This window comes from Pseudomonas sp. LG1D9 (genome assembly GCF_002949995.1).
Taxonomy (GTDB): domain Bacteria; phylum Pseudomonadota; class Gammaproteobacteria; order Pseudomonadales; family Pseudomonadaceae; genus Aquipseudomonas; species Aquipseudomonas proteolytica.
In genome coordinates, this window is sequence record NZ_CP026881.1 from 3,635,001 (window position 1) to 3,652,091 (window position 17,091).

Annotated in this window: 12 protein-coding genes, 2 tRNA genes and 3 rRNA genes (1 of these 17 cut by a window edge); 11 read left to right on the forward strand and 6 right to left on the reverse strand. The window is 58.5% G+C overall.

Annotated features, from left to right (window positions below; translation table 11 throughout):
• The 8 genes from C5F71_RS16995 to C5F71_RS17030 all read left to right on the forward strand — a co-directional run.
• A 16S ribosomal RNA gene (locus C5F71_RS16995) occupies positions 1-184 on the forward strand (it extends 1,353 nt beyond the left edge of the window).
• Positions 185-266: 82 nt separating this feature from the next.
• Positions 267-343, forward strand: a tRNA-Ile gene (locus tag C5F71_RS17000).
• A 30-nt stretch (positions 344-373) separates the two neighbouring features.
• A tRNA-Ala gene (locus tag C5F71_RS17005) sits at positions 374-449 on the forward strand.
• A 247-nt stretch (positions 450-696) separates the two neighbouring features.
• Positions 697-3,590, forward strand: a 23S ribosomal RNA gene (locus C5F71_RS17010).
• Positions 3,591-3,741: 151 nt separating this feature from the next.
• Positions 3,742-3,857, forward strand: a 5S ribosomal RNA gene (gene rrf / locus C5F71_RS17015).
• The 16S, 23S and 5S rRNA genes sit together here with 2 tRNA genes alongside, the layout of an rRNA operon.
• A gap of 162 nt (positions 3,858-4,019) precedes the next feature.
• A complete protein-coding gene (locus C5F71_RS17020) occupies positions 4,020-4,679 on the forward strand; it encodes a paraquat-inducible protein A (protein ID WP_029295839.1) in 660 nt (219 codons plus the stop codon).
• The gene (locus tag C5F71_RS17025; protein WP_029295837.1) at positions 4,666-5,289 is read left to right on the forward strand and encodes a paraquat-inducible protein A; all 624 of its coding nucleotides are present in this window, start codon (positions 4,666-4,668) and stop codon (positions 5,287-5,289) included. Before C5F71_RS17020 ends, C5F71_RS17025 begins: the two co-directional genes overlap by 14 nt.
• Entirely contained in the window at positions 5,282-7,585 is a 2,304-nt protein-coding gene (locus C5F71_RS17030) for a PqiB family protein (protein ID WP_070996415.1), read from the forward strand. The genes C5F71_RS17025 and C5F71_RS17030 overlap by 8 nt, the downstream gene beginning before the upstream one ends.
• A 68-nt stretch (positions 7,586-7,653) precedes the next feature.
• Here the strand turns inward: C5F71_RS17030 and mksF are convergent, their stop codons facing one another.
• The 3 genes from mksF to mksB are packed head-to-tail and all read right to left on the reverse strand — an operon-like array spanning position 7,654 to position 12,462.
• A complete protein-coding gene (mksF, locus tag C5F71_RS17035; RefSeq protein ID WP_029295833.1) occupies positions 7,654-10,494 on the reverse strand; it encodes an Mks condensin complex protein MksF in 2,841 nt (946 codons plus the stop codon).
• The gene (mksE, locus tag C5F71_RS17040) at positions 10,491-11,198 is read right to left on the reverse strand and encodes an Mks condensin complex protein MksE (protein WP_029295831.1); all 708 of its coding nucleotides are present in this window, start codon (positions 11,196-11,198) and stop codon (positions 10,491-10,493) included. Before mksE ends, mksF begins: the two co-directional genes overlap by 4 nt.
• Positions 11,188-12,462 (reverse strand): Mks condensin complex protein MksB, encoded by a 1,275-nt coding sequence (gene mksB, locus C5F71_RS17045; protein WP_070996414.1) that lies wholly within the window; start codon positions 12,460-12,462, stop codon positions 11,188-11,190. Before mksB ends, mksE begins: the two co-directional genes overlap by 11 nt.
• Positions 12,463-12,690: 228 nt before the next feature.
• Here mksB and C5F71_RS17050 point away from each other — a divergent pair, with 228 nt between their 5' ends.
• Both C5F71_RS17050 and rimI read left to right on the forward strand, forming a co-directional pair.
• A complete protein-coding gene (locus tag C5F71_RS17050) occupies positions 12,691-13,443 on the forward strand; it encodes an energy transducer TonB (protein WP_104911575.1) in 753 nt (250 codons plus the stop codon).
• Positions 13,436-13,888 (forward strand): ribosomal protein S18-alanine N-acetyltransferase, encoded by a 453-nt coding sequence (gene rimI, locus C5F71_RS17055; RefSeq protein ID WP_005784514.1) that lies wholly within the window; start codon positions 13,436-13,438, stop codon positions 13,886-13,888. The genes C5F71_RS17050 and rimI overlap by 8 nt, the downstream gene beginning before the upstream one ends.
• Positions 13,889-13,986: 98 nt before the next feature.
• Here the strand turns inward: rimI and C5F71_RS17060 are convergent, their stop codons facing one another.
• On the reverse strand, positions 13,987-14,391 hold the full coding sequence (locus C5F71_RS17060; protein WP_029295823.1) for a hypothetical protein: 405 nt from the start codon (positions 14,389-14,391) through the stop codon (positions 13,987-13,989).
• Between the two features lie 139 nt (positions 14,392-14,530).
• On the opposite strand from C5F71_RS17060, the gene can reads away from it, so the two are divergent.
• Complete coding sequence (gene can / locus C5F71_RS17065; protein ID WP_029295821.1) at positions 14,531-15,175, forward strand: carbonate dehydratase; 645 nt, start codon at positions 14,531-14,533, stop codon at positions 15,173-15,175.
• On the opposite strand, the gene C5F71_RS17070 is transcribed toward can, so the two are convergent.
• Positions 15,172-15,696 carry an SET domain-containing protein-lysine N-methyltransferase gene (locus tag C5F71_RS17070; protein ID WP_092233417.1) on the reverse strand — a complete coding sequence of 175 codons (525 nt, stop codon included), beginning with the start codon at positions 15,694-15,696 and terminating at the stop codon, positions 15,172-15,174. The genes can and C5F71_RS17070 overlap by 4 nt on opposite strands.
• 169 nt (positions 15,697-15,865) lie before the next feature.
• On the reverse strand, positions 15,866-17,035 hold the full coding sequence (locus C5F71_RS17075) for a hypothetical protein (protein ID WP_104911576.1): 1,170 nt from the start codon (positions 17,033-17,035) through the stop codon (positions 15,866-15,868).
• Positions 17,036-17,091: the final 56 nt, after the last annotated feature.

Consider the following 17,091-nt stretch of genomic DNA (forward strand, 5'->3'; position numbering starts at 1 on the left):
CAGAATGTCGCGGTGAATACGTTCCCGGGCCTTGTACACACCGCCCGTCACACCATGGGAGTGGGTTGCACCAGAAGTAGCTAGTCTAACCTTCGGGAGGACGGTTACCACGGTGTGATTCATGACTGGGGTGAAGTCGTAACAAGGTAGCCGTAGGGGAACCTGCGGCTGGATCACCTCCTTAATCGACGACATCAGCTGCTCCATAAGTTCCCACACGAATTGCTTGATTCATTGAAGAAGACGAAAAGAAGCAGCCCGAAATTGGGTCTGTAGCTCAGTTGGTTAGAGCGCACCCCTGATAAGGGTGAGGTCGGCAGTTCGAATCTGCCCAGACCCACCAATTTTGTGTGGGAAACGCCTGTAGAAATACGGGGCCATAGCTCAGCTGGGAGAGCGCCTGCCTTGCACGCAGGAGGTCAACGGTTCGATCCCGTTTGGCTCCACCACTACTGCTTCTGTTTGTATAAAGCTTAGAAATGAGCATTCCATCGTTGTGATGGTGAATGTTGATTTCTAGTCTTTGACTAGTTCGTTCTTTAAAAATTTGGGTATGTGATAGAAAGATAGACTGAACGTTACTTTCACTGGTAACGGATCAGGCTAAGGTAAAATTTGTGAGTTCTCTTAGTTGAGAAATTCGAATTTTCGGCGAATGTCGTCTTCACAGTATAACCAGATTGCTTGGGGTTATATGGTCAAGTGAAGAAGCGCATACGGTGGATGCCTTGGCAGTCAGAGGCGATGAAAGACGTGGTAGCCTGCGAAAAGCTTCGGGGAGTCGGCAAACAGACTTTGATCCGGAGATGTCTGAATGGGGGAACCCAGCCATCATAAGATGGTTATCTTACGCTGAATACATAGGCGTAAGAGGCGAACCAGGGGAACTGAAACATCTAAGTACCCTGAGGAAAAGAAATCAACCGAGATTCCCTTAGTAGTGGCGAGCGAACGGGGACTAGCCCTTAAGTGGCTTTGAGATTAGCGGAACGCTCTGGAAAGTGCGGCCATAGTGGGTGATAGCCCTGTACGCGAAAATCTCTTAGTCATGAAATCGAGTAGGACGGAGCACGAGAAACTTTGTCTGAATATGGGGGGACCATCCTCCAAGGCTAAATACTACTGACTGACCGATAGTGAACTAGTACCGTGAGGGAAAGGCGAAAAGAACCCCGGAGAGGGGAGTGAAATAGATCCTGAAACCGTATGCGTACAAGCAGTGGGAGCCCACTTTGTTGGGTGACTGCGTACCTTTTGTATAATGGGTCAGCGACTTATTTTCAGTGGCGAGCTTAACCGAATAGGGGAGGCGTAGCGAAAGCGAGTCTTAATAGGGCGTCTAGTCGCTGGGAATAGACCCGAAACCGGGCGATCTATCCATGGGCAGGTTGAAGGTTGGGTAACACTAACTGGAGGACCGAACCGACTACCGTTGAAAAGTTAGCGGATGACCTGTGGATCGGAGTGAAAGGCTAATCAAGCTCGGAGATAGCTGGTTCTCCTCGAAAGCTATTTAGGTAGCGCCTCATGTATCACTGTAGGGGGTAGAGCACTGTTTCGGCTAGGGGGTCATCCCGACTTACCAAACCGATGCAAACTCCGAATACCTACAAGTGCCGAGCATGGGAGACACACGGCGGGTGCTAACGTCCGTCGTGAAAAGGGAAACAACCCAGACCGTCAGCTAAGGTCCCAAAGTTATGGTTAAGTGGGAAACGATGTGGGAAGGCTTAGACAGCTAGGAGGTTGGCTTAGAAGCAGCCACCCTTTAAAGAAAGCGTAATAGCTCACTAGTCGAGTCGGCCTGCGCGGAAGATGTAACGGGGCTCAAACCATACACCGAAGCTACGGGTATCATCTTCGGATGATGCGGTAGAGGAGCGTTCTGTAAGCCTGTGAAGGTGAGTTGAGAAGCTTGCTGGAGGTATCAGAAGTGCGAATGCTGACATGAGTAACGACAATGGGTGTGAAAAACACCCACGCCGAAAGACCAAGGTTTCCTGCGCAACGTTAATCGACGCAGGGTTAGTCGGTCCCTAAGGCGAGGCTGAAAAGCGTAGTCGATGGAAAACAGGTTAATATTCCTGTACTTCTGGTTATTGCGATGGAGGGACGGAGAAGGCTAGGCCAGCTTGGCGTTGGTTGTCCAAGTTTAAGGTGGTAGGCTGGAATCTTAGGTAAATCCGGGATTCTAAGGCCGAGAGCTGATGACGAGTTACTCTTTGAGTGACGAAGTGGTTGATGCCATGCTTCCAAGAAAAGCTTCTAAGCTTCAGGTAACCAGGAACCGTACCCCAAACCGACACAGGTGGTTGGGTAGAGAATACCAAGGCGCTTGAGAGAACTCGGGTGAAGGAACTAGGCAAAATGGCACCGTAACTTCGGGAGAAGGTGCGCCGGTGAGGGTGAAGGACTTGCTCCGTAAGCTCATGCCGGTCGAAGATACCAGGCCGCTGCGACTGTTTATTAAAAACACAGCACTCTGCAAACACGAAAGTGGACGTATAGGGTGTGACGCCTGCCCGGTGCCGGAAGGTTAATTGATGGGGTTAGCTAACGCGAAGCTCTTGATCGAAGCCCCGGTAAACGGCGGCCGTAACTATAACGGTCCTAAGGTAGCGAAATTCCTTGTCGGGTAAGTTCCGACCTGCACGAATGGCGTAACGATGGCGGCGCTGTCTCCACCCGAGACTCAGTGAAATTGAAATCGCTGTGAAGATGCAGTGTATCCGCGGCTAGACGGAAAGACCCCGTGAACCTTTACTATAGCTTTGCACTGGACTTTGAATTTGCTTGTGTAGGATAGGTGGGAGGCTTTGAAGCGTGGACGCCAGTCTGCGTGGAGCCAACCTTGAAATACCACCCTGGCAACTTTGAGGTTCTAACTCAGGTCCGTTATCCGGATCGAGGACAGTGTATGGTGGGTAGTTTGACTGGGGCGGTCTCCTCCTAAAGAGTAACGGAGGAGTACGAAGGTGCGCTCAGACCGGTCGGAAATCGGTCGTAGAGTATAAAGGCAAAAGCGCGCTTGACTGCGAGACAGACACGTCGAGCAGGTACGAAAGTAGGTCTTAGTGATCCGGTGGTTCTGTATGGAAGGGCCATCGCTCAACGGATAAAAGGTACTCCGGGGATAACAGGCTGATACCGCCCAAGAGTTCATATCGACGGCGGTGTTTGGCACCTCGATGTCGGCTCATCACATCCTGGGGCTGAAGCCGGTCCCAAGGGTATGGCTGTTCGCCATTTAAAGTGGTACGCGAGCTGGGTTTAGAACGTCGTGAGACAGTTCGGTCCCTATCTGCCGTGGACGTTTGAGATTTGAGAGGGGCTGCTCCTAGTACGAGAGGACCGGAGTGGACGAACCTCTGGTGTTCCGGTTGTCACGCCAGTGGCATTGCCGGGTAGCTATGTTCGGAATAGATAACCGCTGAAAGCATCTAAGCGGGAAACTAGCCTCAAGATGAGATCTCACTGGAACCTTGAGTTCCCTGAAGGGCCGTCGAAGACTACGACGTTGATAGGTTGGGTGTGTAAGCGCTGTGAGGCGTTGAGCTAACCAATACTAATTGCCCGTGAGGCTTGACCATATAACACCCAAGCAATTTGCGTCGAAAGGCCAGATTGCGGTGTGTGAAGACGAAACGAACCGAAAGTTCGACTCTTGCAAAACACCGACTTCTATTACATACCCAATTTTCTGAAGCGAGGCCAGCTGGTCACGACTCAGTACCCGAATTTCTTGACGACCATAGAGCATTGGAACCACCTGATCCCATCCCGAACTCAGTAGTGAAACGATGCATCGCCGATGGTAGTGTGGGGTTTCCCCATGTGAGAGTAGGTCATCGTCAAGATTAAATTCCGAAACCCCAATTGCGAAAGCAGTTGGGGTTTTGTTTTGGGCGGTCGAAAAGGTTCTGGCATATCGCCACTGTTCACCCCGACAAATTTGCACAGTTATTTCTGAGCCAGAACACTAGAATAGACGCCTGATCATTTTAGACTTAGAGCCCTATATGTCCGACCCGGTTGATACCCCTCAGGTGTCCGACCTACCTCTGGAGGACCTGGTTGCCTGTCATGAGTGCGACTTGCTGATGCGCAAGCCAGAACTTGCGCACGGTGAAAAGGCCCTGTGCCCGCGCTGTGGTTATGAGATGTACGCCCACCGCTACAATGTCGTCGAGCGCAGCCTGGCCTTGGTGATCGCGGCGCTGTTGCTGTACATCCCGGCGAACTTTCTACCCATCATGCAGCTCAATCTACTCGGGCAGTCTTCTGAAGACACGGTCTGGAGCGGCGTAGTCGCCCTGTTTAATACCGGGATGCAAGGCGTGGCCGTGGTGGTGTTCCTGTGCAGCATGGGCATTCCATTGCTTAAGTTACTGTGCCAACTGGCGGTCTTGCTCAGTATTCGTTGGAACGTAGGCCGCAACTACGGCCTGTTGCTGTACCGCATTTATCACCATCTGCGCGATTGGGGGATGCTTGAGGTCTACCTGATGGGCGTGCTGGTGGCGATCGTAAAGTTGGCCGACATGGCCGCCCTCAGCGTAGGCCTGGGACTGGCCTGTTTTGTCAGCCTGTTGATGGTCCAGGTGCTGCTGGAGGTAGTCATGTCACCTCATCAGATCTGGCAAGCGTTGTCCGGGGAGGACGAACATGCGGGCGATTGATGCTGGCATTCTGATCTGTACTGAATGTCACGAATTGAACAGGCAAGACCCGGACACCGACGAGCAAACCTGCACCCGTTGCGGCGCGTTGGTCCACGCTCGCCGTCCGAACAGCCTGATGCGCACCTGGGCATTGCTGATTACTGCGGCAATTCTGTACATCCCGGCTAACCTGTTGCCTATCATGACGGTCAACTCCCTGGGGCAGGGCGCGCCGAGCACGATCATGGCCGGCGTGATCGAACTGGTTCAGCACGGTATGTTCCCGATTGCCGCCGTGGTGTTTATTGCCAGTATCCTGGTACCAACCTTCAAGCTGGTAGGCATCGCGCTGTTGCTGTTCTCGGTGCAGCGTCACCAGCCGCTTTCTGCCCGACAACGCATTATCATGTACCGCTTTATCGAATTCATCGGCCGCTGGTCCATGCTGGATATTTTCGTGATCGCTATTCTGGTTGCGGTCGTAAACTTTGGGCGACTTGCCAGTATCGAGGCCAATCTCGGTGCCGTGGCATTCGCCAGTGTGGTGATTTTGACGATGCTTGCTGCAGTAACTTTCGATCCCCGACTGATTTGGGATAACACGGAGTCGGACGACGACCATGACTGATTTGCCAAAGGCTAAAACCCGCCCCGCTTCGAACTGGTCGGCCATATGGGTACTGCCCTTGATCGCCCTGGTGATCGGCGGCTGGCTCGGATGGCGTGCCTACAGCCAGACGGGCATCGAGATCCAGGTTCGCTTTGAGAGCGGCGAAGGCATCCAGGTCAACAAGACAGAAGTGGTCTACAAAGGCATGCCTGTGGGCAAGGTCAAGACCCTGGCCCTGGATGATGAGGGCAGTAATCGCGGGGTGATTGCCACCATCGAGATGAACAAGGATGTCGAGCAGTACCTCAAGGCCAATACGCGCTTCTGGCTGGTCAAGCCAAGCGTCAGCCTGGCTGGCATTACAGGCCTGGAAACCCTGGTCTCGGGCAACTATATCGCTGCCAGCCCTGGCGACGGCGAGCCTACGCGCAAGTTCAAGGCGCTCTCCGAAGAGCCACCTTTATCCGACGCCAAGCCCGGCCTGCACCTGACCGTCAAGGCCGAGCGGCTCGGCTCGCTCGACCGTGGCAGCCCGGTGTTCTACAAACAGATCCAGGTCGGCCAGGTCAAAAGCTACCTGCTGTCCGCCGATCAAAACACCGTCGAGGTGAAGATCTACATCGAGCCAACCTACGCCAGCCTGGTGCGCAAACATACGCGCTTCTGGAATGCCAGCGGCATCAGCATCGACGCCAACCTGTCCGGGGTCAAAGTGCGCAGCGAGTCCCTGGCCAGCATTGTTTCCGGTGGTATCGCCTTCGCCACGCCGGAGAATCGCAAGGACAGCCCGCCCACCGATCCGAGCCTGCCGTTCCGCCTCTACGAAGACTTCGATGCCGCCGCCGCGGGTATCCGCGTCAAGGTCAAGCTCAGTGACTTCGAGGGCCTGCAGGCAGGTCGCACACCGGTGATGTACAAAGGTATCCAGGTCGGCAGCCTCAAGGCTCTGAAGGTGGACTCTGATCTGTCCAGCGCCAGCGCCGACCTGACCCTCGACCCATTGGCCGAGGACTACCTGGTGGAAGGCACCCAGTTCTGGGTGGTCAAGCCGTCCATTTCCCTGGCGGGCATCACTGGCCTGGAAGCGTTGGTAAAGGGTAACTACATTGCCATCCGTCCCGGCGACAAAGGCGCCAGCCCGCAACGCGAGTTTGTCGCGCGGCCCAAGGCGCCACCGCTGGACCTGCGCTCCCCAGGCTTGCACCTGGTCCTGCTCACCGAGAGCCTCGGCTCCCTGGAGGTCGGCAGCCCGATCCTCTACAAGCAGGTCAAGGTCGGTTCGGTACAGAGCTATCAGTTCTCGCGCAAGCGCAAGCAACTGGTGATCGGCGTGCATATCGAGAAGGAATACGAAGGCCTGGTCAACGGCTCGACGCGTTTCTGGAACGCCAGTGGCGTGACCCTTACCGGTGGACTCACCGGCGGCATCCAGGTCAAAAGCGAATCGCTGCAAAGCCTGATGGCCGGTGGTATCGCCTTTGAAACCCCTGAGCCGAATGTGCCGCTGAGAAATCGCATTCCACGTTTCCGCCTGTTTGCCGATCATGAAGCCTCCAGCCAACGCGGCACCCTGATCACCATCAAGGTGGACCGCGCCGATGGCCTGCGCACCGACACGCCAATCCGCTTCAAAGGCCTGGACGTGGGCAAGATTGAAAGCGTCGACCTGAGCGCCGACATGCAGTCGGTGATGCTCAGCGCACGCATCACCGAAGTGCCTGAGCGGATCGCCCGCGCCGGCAGCCAGTTCTGGGTGGTCAAGCCCGAGTTGGGCCTGATGAAAACTGCCAACCTGGAAACCCTGGTCACAGGCCAGTACATCGAAGTTCTGCCACCGGTGAAAAGCACCGGCCCGCAAAAGAACTTCGTGGCCCTGGCCCAGCCGCCAGAGACCAATGTGCAGGAGGCCGGCTTGAGCCTGGTACTCAGCGCCGCCCGTCGTGGTTCGTTGAAAGTTGGCGTACCGGTCACCTACCGTGAAGTCACCGTGGGCAAGGTCACTGGATACGAGCTGGGCAAGACCGCTGATCGCGTGCTGATCCATGTGCTGATCGAGCCCAAGTACGCACCGTTGGTTCGCAGTGGCAGCCGTTTCTGGAACAGCAGTGGCTTTGGTCTGGACTTCGGTCTGTTCAAAGGCGCGACGGTACGCACCGAGTCCTTGGAAACCCTGATTCAGGGCGGGATCGCCTTTGCCACTCCCGACGGCGAGCGCATGGGCAACCCGGCGCTGCCTGAGCAGACGTTCCCGTTGTTCGACAAGTTTGAAGACGAGTGGCTGATCTGGGCGCCGAAGATCCCTCTGGGGAAATAAATCCAGGAGCCACAAAAAAGGCCGCGATCCAAAAGATCGCGGCCTTTTTATTGCTTCACAGGGGCTGGTCAGACCTCATCCAACTCCGGCTCGTCCGCCTGCACATTCACCGTCGCCTTCACCACATCATGGCGACGGATGTACTTCCAGTCCGCCTCATCGATGTAGATCCCGTTCGGCCCGCTGCCGCCTTCCAGGTCGATCGCCACCTGGGCGGAAACCTGTGGCTTCACACTGGCCAGGATCGGCACAAAGCCCAGTTGCAAGCTGGTTTCCAGCAGGGCTGCCTGGTTCTTCTCGTCGATATCCGCTGCCTCATCAAGGTAGTACGGCAGGCGCACACGACCGGCCTGGTCGCGGTCCATCAAGTGCAGCAACAAATACATGTTGGTCAGCGCCTTGATGGTCATGGTGGTGCCGTTGGACGCGGCACCATCGATGTCGGTGTGAATCACCGGCTGGCCATTGACCTTGGTGATCTCGAACGCCAACTCGAACAGATCCTTGAGCCCCAACTGGTTATGGTTGGCGGCGACCAGGCGCGCCAGGTATTCCTTGGCCTCTTCGTTCTTGTTGTCCTGCTCGGCGCTTTGGCTGAGGTCGAACACCGACAGGGTCTCGCCTTCCTCATACTGACCAGCGCTGTGGATGATCTGGTCGATATGCTTGAGCGCTTCCTTGTTTGGCGCGAGCACAATGCGGAAGCTTTGCAGGTTCGACACCTGGCGCTTGTTGATCTCGCGGTTGAACAGCGCCAACTGGTGCTCAAGGCTGTCGTAGTCGCTGCGGATATTACGCAGGGTCCGCGCGATATCCGTTACCGCCGCACGGCGTGCCTTGCCCAGGGTCAGGGCTTCGTCGGTACGGTGTGCGTACGCGTTGATCAACAGGTGCAGGCGACGCTCCATATCGTCTTCGCTGTCGAACTTGGCCACGCCCTTGAGGCGCACCTGGGCATACAACGCCTCGATCTGGCCATCGGCGCGCAGCAAACCTTGCCAGCTGTCCTGATAGTCGTTGAGCAGTGGCAGCAGGTTGTCCATGGAGTCGTCGACCGGGTCCATGAACGGTGTGCCGAACGGCAAGTCAGCCGGCAACAACTGACGACGGCGCAGCGCGTCATCCAAAGTGCGTTGCTTGGCTTCCATATCGCCGATTTGCCGGCCGACCAGCTGCAACTTGGCCGACAGCTGCTGGACGCGCTCGGTAAACGCATCGCTGGAGCGTTTCAACTCGTCCTGCGCGGCTTCCATTTGCGCCAGGTGCTCCAGTTTTTCGCCTTCCTCGGCGCTCAGGGTCTGGCTGCGACGGAAGTCTTCCAGGGCTTTCTGCGCATCCAGGACTTGCTGGTACAGCGCTTCAGTCTGGGTCTTGCTCGCCGCCCGGTCAGACGCTACCGCCTGCTGGGTTTTGAGTTGCTTGAGTTCTTTTTCCAGGCGTTCTTTCTGGTCGCGCAATGCCGCACGGTCCGCCAGGGCTTGCAGGGCAGGTGGCTCGATATGCGAGATGTCGATGGACAGCCCCGGCACTTCAAAGCGCTCGCCAGTGAAGCCATCAAGGATCAGCTCCAGGGATTTTACCCACTGGCCGTCTTCATCCAGGGTGATGCCATGTTCGCCCAGCGGCAGGCTGAACAGCGAACTGTTGAACAGGCGCATCAGACGCTCGACGTCTTGCTGTGAGAATTCTTCCCGCAGTTTGGCGTAGCTGTTGTTGTCGGCGTGATCGAGTTGCTGCTTGACCGACTTCAGGCGTTTTTCCAGGTCGCGCAGGCGCTCATCCAGATCCTCGGCGCTGAACTGTCGCGACTGCGCCAGGGCGCCGGCCAGTTCGTCGTGCGCATCCTTGGCCGCCAGCAGTTGCTGCTCCAGGACCTTGACGTCATCCACCAGCGCAAAGCGATGCTTGAGCACCGACAACTCGCCCAACCAGCGCTGGATACCGCTGATTTCCCGCTCCAGGCGCATCAATTCCTGGGTGCCACCGCGCTGATCGTTCTGCAGCGCATCCTGCTCGTTGCGGTAGTGTTCGGCCTGGATTGTCAGCTCTTCCTTGCGTGCACTGGCGTAGTCCGACCAGGTGCCCAGCAACGAATCGAGCAACGGCGACAAACGGTGCAGCTTGCCGCGCAGGACGTCGCGCTGTTTCACACCATTGGCCAACGCTTCGACCAAGGGGCCGGCGGCGACCAGGGAGTTGTAGTCCTGCTCCATGCGCCGTACATCGCGGAAGGCTTCTTCGCACGCGGCGATGTAATCCACGCTGCCAGAGCGCAGGCTGTGCTCGAACGCATCGAGGAACAGTTGCTTGAGCTTGGCCGCAGTGATTTCGCGCATGTGCAGCAGGTTGATAAACAGTGCGCGGAAGGTCTTCAGGCTTTGCTCGCTGGTGGAGCGCAGTGGAATCAGGGTCAGGTCCAGCGGGATCGAAGTATGGCCACCCACCAGCAAACGTCGCAGTTCATCGGGCTTGAGCTCATAGGCTTTCAGGCCTTCGCGCTCAAGGTTGGTGAACAGCTCTTTCTGGCGCAGGCAGGTGTCGTTCTTCTGATAGTGGGCCAGGTCCAGCTTGCCGGCGTAGGCAAAGAACTGGTGACCGAAACCGCCGCCCGGGCCGCGGCCGACCACGCCGATCACGTGGGGGCCATGGGGCAGGGACACTTCGACGAGGATGTAGCTGGTGTCGGTGGCAAAGTAGAAGCGTCGCGACTGTTCCAGGGTGTACTTGCCGAAGCTCATGTCCGACATGCGCGCCAGGATCGGGAACTGCAAGGCGTTGATCGAAGCCGATTTACCGAGGTTGTTCGCGCCATACACCGACAGCGGCTCTTCCAGCGGGAACAGGCCCAGGCTGTAGCCGGCGGTATTCAATAGGGCGAAGCGGCGAATGCCGTAGCGTTCCTTGCTCATGCATCGGTCTCCTGTTCTTCGGCAATGGCGCGGGCCAGGGCGTCTTCCTCGCTTTGTGTTTCAAATTCGCTCAAGTCCAGCGGGTCATCGGTCTGCAGCAGTTTTTCATCGCTGTCTTCGTCGATGATCACCGGCGCCGGCAACGGCAGCACGCTGTGCACACTGGCCGCCAGGTCGCGGTCGGCCTGGACCGACAGGCACACGTCGAGGAAACGGTGCATTGGCGGCAGGAAACGGTAGACGCCGTTATCTTCACTGGCAAAGCCGAGCTGGGTCATGCGGCGCATGATTTTTTCTTCCAGTTCTTCCTGGGTCTGCACTTCGGCCTGGATAAACAGGTCGCGGTATTTCTCCAGCAAGGAGGGCAACTCATCGCGGCCCAGGCTGCCACCATCCAGCACGGCAATCGGGTCGCGGCCCTGATCGGCCAGGTGCTCGACGATGATGAAGGTGAACAGTGCCAGGCGCTGTGCGGTCTTGTTCACCTGCGCGGCGGCTACGGCGGTGTCCGGCACGAAGTAGTAGAAACCACGGGTATCGCACACCAGCTCAAAGCCCAGGGCCTTGAACAGCGTGCGGTACTGGTCCTGGAAGTTCGACAGTTGCGCGTACAACTCCGGGTCGCGGCGGCTGACGTGGTAACCCTTGAACAACTCGCGAAAGATCGGCGCCAGTTGGGACAGTTCGGATAGATCAAGATGCATGAGGTGTGCTCGCAGAGTGCTCGGCCGCGTCGCTGGCCGGGAGCAGGGCGAATGAGCGCAGGCTGACCTGGTGCTCGTGAGTATGGTAATCCTGGCGTTCCAGGCGCTCGCGCTTGAAACGCTTCTCCCGCGACAGGCGCGAGAACCAGTACAGCAATTCGTCGGTGGCACCGTCCGGTTCCTGCTCCAGCAGCCAGGTCATCAGGTCCGGCATCGGCAGGGCGTCTTCGCAACGCTCCAGCATCTCCTTGACCGTACGCGGCGCACGCTGGGCTTCGCCCTTATGGGATTTGTGCGCCTTGGGGAAGCGCGCCGGTTTAGGTTCGAAGTTCGCCAGGGCATACACGTAGGCCTCGACCTGGCTGGCACTGCCCAGGAAGGTACTTTGCGGCCGGGTAAACATCGGCATCGCCGCTTGCGGCACCGCGTCCAGGCCCTTGCGCCGGATTGCCGACAGGGCCAGCGCCGCGCCACGGGTCACCGCGTTGTGCCGGCGTGCTTCTTCACGCAGCGGCAGCAGCAGTTCGCGGGCGTGACGCAAGGTCAACTGGGCGCTGGTCTGCATTTCGAGGATGCGCGCGTGGGTGCGCAGCAACATGTCGTCATCCACCAGGTGGCCCAGGCGCTGCTGCTCGGTGAGCATGCGCAGCAGCACGTTCTCCACCTTGCGTACGCCTTGCTCGAAGGCGCCGTCGGCGTTCACCAGTTGAATCATCGGTTCGACGTACTCATCCCAGGTCGCCAGGACCTCGGCATAGCGCTGGCGCAACGGGATCTGCCGGTCGCTGGTCTTGGCGCGGTCGGCCACGGCAGCGAGGGCCTGTTCGTCGTTGGCGAGTTTTTTCAGCACGTCACGCACGCGCATGTCCAACAACCGCAGTTGGCGGGCCAGGTCATGGCCGTCGCGGATGTCGAAGGCGTCCTGGATATAGCCGGCCAGGCGCTCGAGATGGCGCAGGTAGGCTTCGATTTCCAGGCACAGGCCTAGCCGGTGCTCCTTGCGAAGATAGGCCAGGAAGTCATGGATCTGCGCATTGAGCTCGAAACGGTTCGGGCTTTTGGCGACAGGCACCAGGATATCCAGGCGAATCCACACGTCCAGCAGGCTGGTGATGTCCTGTGGCGTGCTGTCCAGTTGTTGGGCGGCCAGTTGCGCGCGCAACTCGCCAAGGCTCAGGGTGCCTTGGTCGAAGTGTTCGCACAGTGGCTCAAGCAGGGCCCAGTGTTCGGCGAGGGCGCGCAAGACGCGCTTGGGTTCGATCATCGGAATGGCCGGCTGGTTGGCGATTAAAAGCGGCGATTGTACTGCATCAGGCGCGGGATTTATCCACAGCCGGTCAGGGCGCCTTCGCGATGGAGGGTCAGGAATGCAGAGAAAAGCATCAACGGTGGGCGATCGTTGCCGAAGGGCGGTAGAATCTGCGCTCTTTAGTTATCCACAAGTGGCCGAGCCTTGCTTATCGAGTCCCGACGTCGCGCTTACTTGACCGCCATGCAGGTGGTCAACTGGCTGCCGCGCACCGAATTGCCCTTTGCCGCCCCGTCGCGGCCCGAACTGCTGCAAGCGCTGGAACCGTTCGAGCCGTTCGCTGCCTCGGGCGAAGAAGCGGCGGCGCCGGTTGCGGTAGTCAAGCCCGCGGCTGAAGCGTCCGTGCGGCCATCGGAGCGGGTCAAGATCGAAGTGCTGCGCCCATCAATGGCGCCCAAGGTCGCCGCAGTGGCCGAAGATGCCCCGGCGCCGGTCGCCAAGGCCCCGGTCGTACCGCCGCCGCGCTTTGCCTTGCAACTGCTGCGGGCCGGGCGCTGTTTGTTGTTGGTGGAGTTGCCGACCGGCGAGCGTTTCCAGGCCCGCGATCCTGCCTATCTGCTGCTCAAGGACATGCTGCGCGCCGCCGGCCTGCCCGACAGCCCGCAGATCGTCGGCGAGCCCGTGCGCTGGCCGCTGCTGGTGCGCGGCAATATGGACCAGGGCCCGGACGCCGCGCGTGACTTCGTGCAGGGGTTTGTCTCGGCCCGCCTGGAAGACGAACCCTGCGTATGCCTGTGGCTGATCGGCTTACCCGCCGTGCGTTTTGCCGGTGAGGCGAATGCCGAGGCCTGGTACCGCGAGCTGCAGGTCGACGGCCTGGGTTCGGTGTGGGCCTTGCCGGGCCTGGAATTATTAATGGAAGAGCCACAGCGTAAGGCTGATGTCTGGCAAGCCATGCGCCGGCTGATGGCGCGCTGGAAAACAACCGATGAGTGAGGCTTTATCCTTTCGCCCGATGACCGAGGCTGACCTCGACGCCGTGCTGAAAATCGAATATGCGGCGTTCAGCCACCCCTGGACCCGTGGCATCTTTCTCGACGGGCTGGGCAAGTACCAGATCTGGCTGATGTTCGAAGGCGAGCAGCAGGTGGGCCACGGCGTAGTGCAGATCATCCTCGATGAAGCGCATTTGCTGAACATCACGGTCAAACCGGAAAACCAGGGCCGCGGCCTGGGCCTGGCATTGCTGGAGCACCTGATGTCCCGCGCCTATGCCGCCAGCGCCCGGGAATGCTTCCTCGAAGTGCGCGACAGCAATACCGGCGCATTTCGCCTGTATGAACGCTACGGGTTCAACGAAATCGGCCGTCGCCGCGACTACTACCCTGCCGTCGGTGGTCGCGAAGACGCCGTCGTCATGGCCTGCACCCTGGTCGACTAAACACCCAACCCCCTGTAGGCGCTGGCTTGCCAGCGATAGCGGTATTGAATTCACCATCGCTATCGCAGGCAAACCAGCTCCTGCAAGTGCCAGGTGTGTCAGCGGTTGCCGTCTATCGGGTCAATATCGGCCAACTCAGCCTCATCCAGGCCATTGCCGCCGCCAATTTCATCTTCATCGACGATACTCAGGTCCCAATCGGCCTGTTCGCCGTCACCTTCTTCCCGGGCATCCCGCGCGCCATCTTCATGGATCAGGGTTTCGGGGCTCATATCATCATCCGTGGGCTCGTGATCCGCCGTCGAAGCCCCCGTCATCCCCGCCTCGCGCACCCGTTCGTCGGGCATCAGGTGCTCGCGTTCACCTCGGGGGATCTCATCGCCGATTTCCGCCGTCGGCTCCTCCTCGTCAAAATCCAGCTCGCGCATCGAGCCCATGCGATCTTCGTTGTCATCAATCGGTGCAGGCGTCGGGGCGCCGTACGGACGTCGTGATTGCGTCATGGCCAATCCTCATACTGTGGGGCTTATAGTGTGTGGACAGGCACGGCCTCCCAAAGATTCAAGCTAATTTGCGTGCGGCGTGACCTGGGCGAGCGGTTGTCAGTCACAAAACTGCGCATCATTCCTGAGGCTTTCCCTGATGAACGAACTACAAGACCTGCTTGATAACAACGAACGCTGGGCGGATGCGATCAAACAGGAAGATCCCGAATTCTTCGCCAAGCTCGCCCGCCAGCAGACCCCGGAATACCTGTGGATCGGCTGTTCGGACGCCCGGGTGCCGGCCAACGAGATCGTCGGCATGCTGCCTGGCGACCTGTTTGTGCACCGCAATGTGGCCAACGTGGTGCTGCACACCGACCTTAACTGCCTGTCGGTGATCCAGTACGCGGTGGATGTGCTCAAGGTCAAACATATCCTGGTCACCGGCCACTATGGTTGCGGCGGCGTACGTGCCTCGATGCAGGATCGCCAGTTTGGCCTGATCGACGGTTGGCTGCGCTCGATCCGCGACCTGTACTACGAGAACCGCGAAGTGCTGGCCCAGTTGCCCACCGAAGAAGAACGCGTTGATCGCCTGTGTGAACTCAACGTCATCCAGCAAGTGGCCAATGTCGGTCACACCAGCATTGTGCAGAACGCCTGGCACCGCGGGCAGAGCCTGTCGATCCACGGTTGCATCTACGGCATCAAGGACGGCCGCTGGAAAAGCCTCAACGCCACCATCACCGGGTTCGAGCAACTGCCGCCGCAGTACCGCCTGCGCCCGATTGAGGCGATTTAATAGCGTTTGCGTTGGCGCCACTGTTCCATGAACAGTTGGCCCTGCGGGTTCAGCGGCTCTTTTGCGCCGGTGATCCAGCCGCGGCAGTTACCGGCACCGCAGCGGCAAGCGAACTGGCGGAACAGCACATCTTCGGTGGTGGCGTAATCCATCGTCAGCAGCGTGCCGGGGCGAATGGCCTGGATCGACCATAGCTCCAGTTCGCTGATGTCGAGAAACACATTCGGATCGCACGAATGCAGGAGCAGGCCGCTGAACCACGGGTCGTACAAGTGGATACGCGACGATATCTGCAGCGTGTGCAAGTGCCGTTCGCCCAATGCGTACCCGGAAATCTTCGCAATACGTATACGGCTGTCGAAGGCGACGCGGGTCTTGATGCCGGTTCCGCGACCATTGCGGGTGCTTACGACTTCGAACTGTCGGGGCGAGGGGTAACCTTTTTTGGCCAGCAGGTTGGCGAAGGGATAAATACAGTCGATCGCATCAGCCGGCGCATCTTCCATGACTTGGGTTTTCATAGCGTTCCTTGTCGTGCTGCATCGACCTCCTGATGTTGATGTAACTGCCAGTCATGCAGCAAATGGGCACGATCCAAGATTTACGCAAGTTGCAGCCGATATCTACTGTCAAATCTGACAGTAGATATCGGCTTTTTTTTGCGTAAGCCAAAACGGATAAGCCGGATGCTCAAAGGGCGGGGGCGGGTACAGAGGCTTCTGGCAGCGGGCTTTTCAGGCGCTTGAGCTGTGTCTTGATGGTGGCGGTGGCGCATTTTTCCCTGGCGTGGTCGGCGGACAGTTCGCGAATCGAGGTGTAGAACAGCTCGCAAGTCTGTTCCTTGCGCGTGACCTGCCAGGTATTCATGCAGCCCTTGAGCAACACGTTGGGATCGCTGGCCGGCTTCTGGCCCATGCCGGCCTGCCAGCACGCTGCGCTCAAGTCCTGGCCCATGACTTTCAGGCCGGCGTCGTCGGCCTTCTGTTCATCACCGTCGTAGCTGTCCGGGTTGGCGGCGTACCAGATGTAACTGGGGTGATTGGCCCCCAATACGGCGACGCTACTGCCCTCGGCCGGGCTTATCTGCCCCAGGCCCAATACGCCAAGGGTTTGCCCGTATTGTTGCTGGATCCAACTGCGAACGGGGGCGCCGAAGGCGACCATTGGCAATGAGCCGCTGGGATGCAGGCTCAGCTCCCGGACAATCCGCGTCTGGTACTCGGTGAAATAGCCATACACGCCTTCCAGGTCCTTGCCGGCCGTGGAGGGCGCGGCTATCGGCGCAATGTCGATGATGGTCTGGTACTCCGGGGTCTGGGCCGCCGCTATGCCATTGGCGGTCAGTAATGTGGCCCAACGGTCAGTCGTGGCCGACTCCAGATAGTCCTGGTAATGGGTCAGGGAGTAGTCGGGCGGAAAATGCATCAACTCGATGCTCTTGCGGTTTTCCAAGGCCATGCCCAACGGCAGGAACAGGTACCAGCTAAATTGCCACTTGCCATCATGGTTCAGCCGGCGGGCCCCGTCATAGGCCAGGTCGGCGGTGTCCAACAATGCGGTCAAGGGCTGGCCATACCCATCGGGTACCCCGGTAAAGTGGGCGCGGACCTGGTCCTGCTGGGTTTTCACACTGACCCTGGCTCGACTGTAGCCGTCGCGGTGCAGGCTCTGGGTCAGGTAGTGCTCGACTGTCTGTTCCAGCGTCAGCGGCCGGAAGCAGATCACACTGCAATTATTGGGGTAGGCGAACAATTGCCTGACCCGTTGCGCGGTGCCCAGGTCAAGCTCGACATCGGCGTGTACGACCGTGCTCACAGTCAGTGCGACAAAGGTGAAGGACAGCCTGGTCAGTTTAAACATGCGTGTTTCCTTGTCAGCTAAAGCCCGTCTGCGCGGGATGAATGCCCACCCTCACA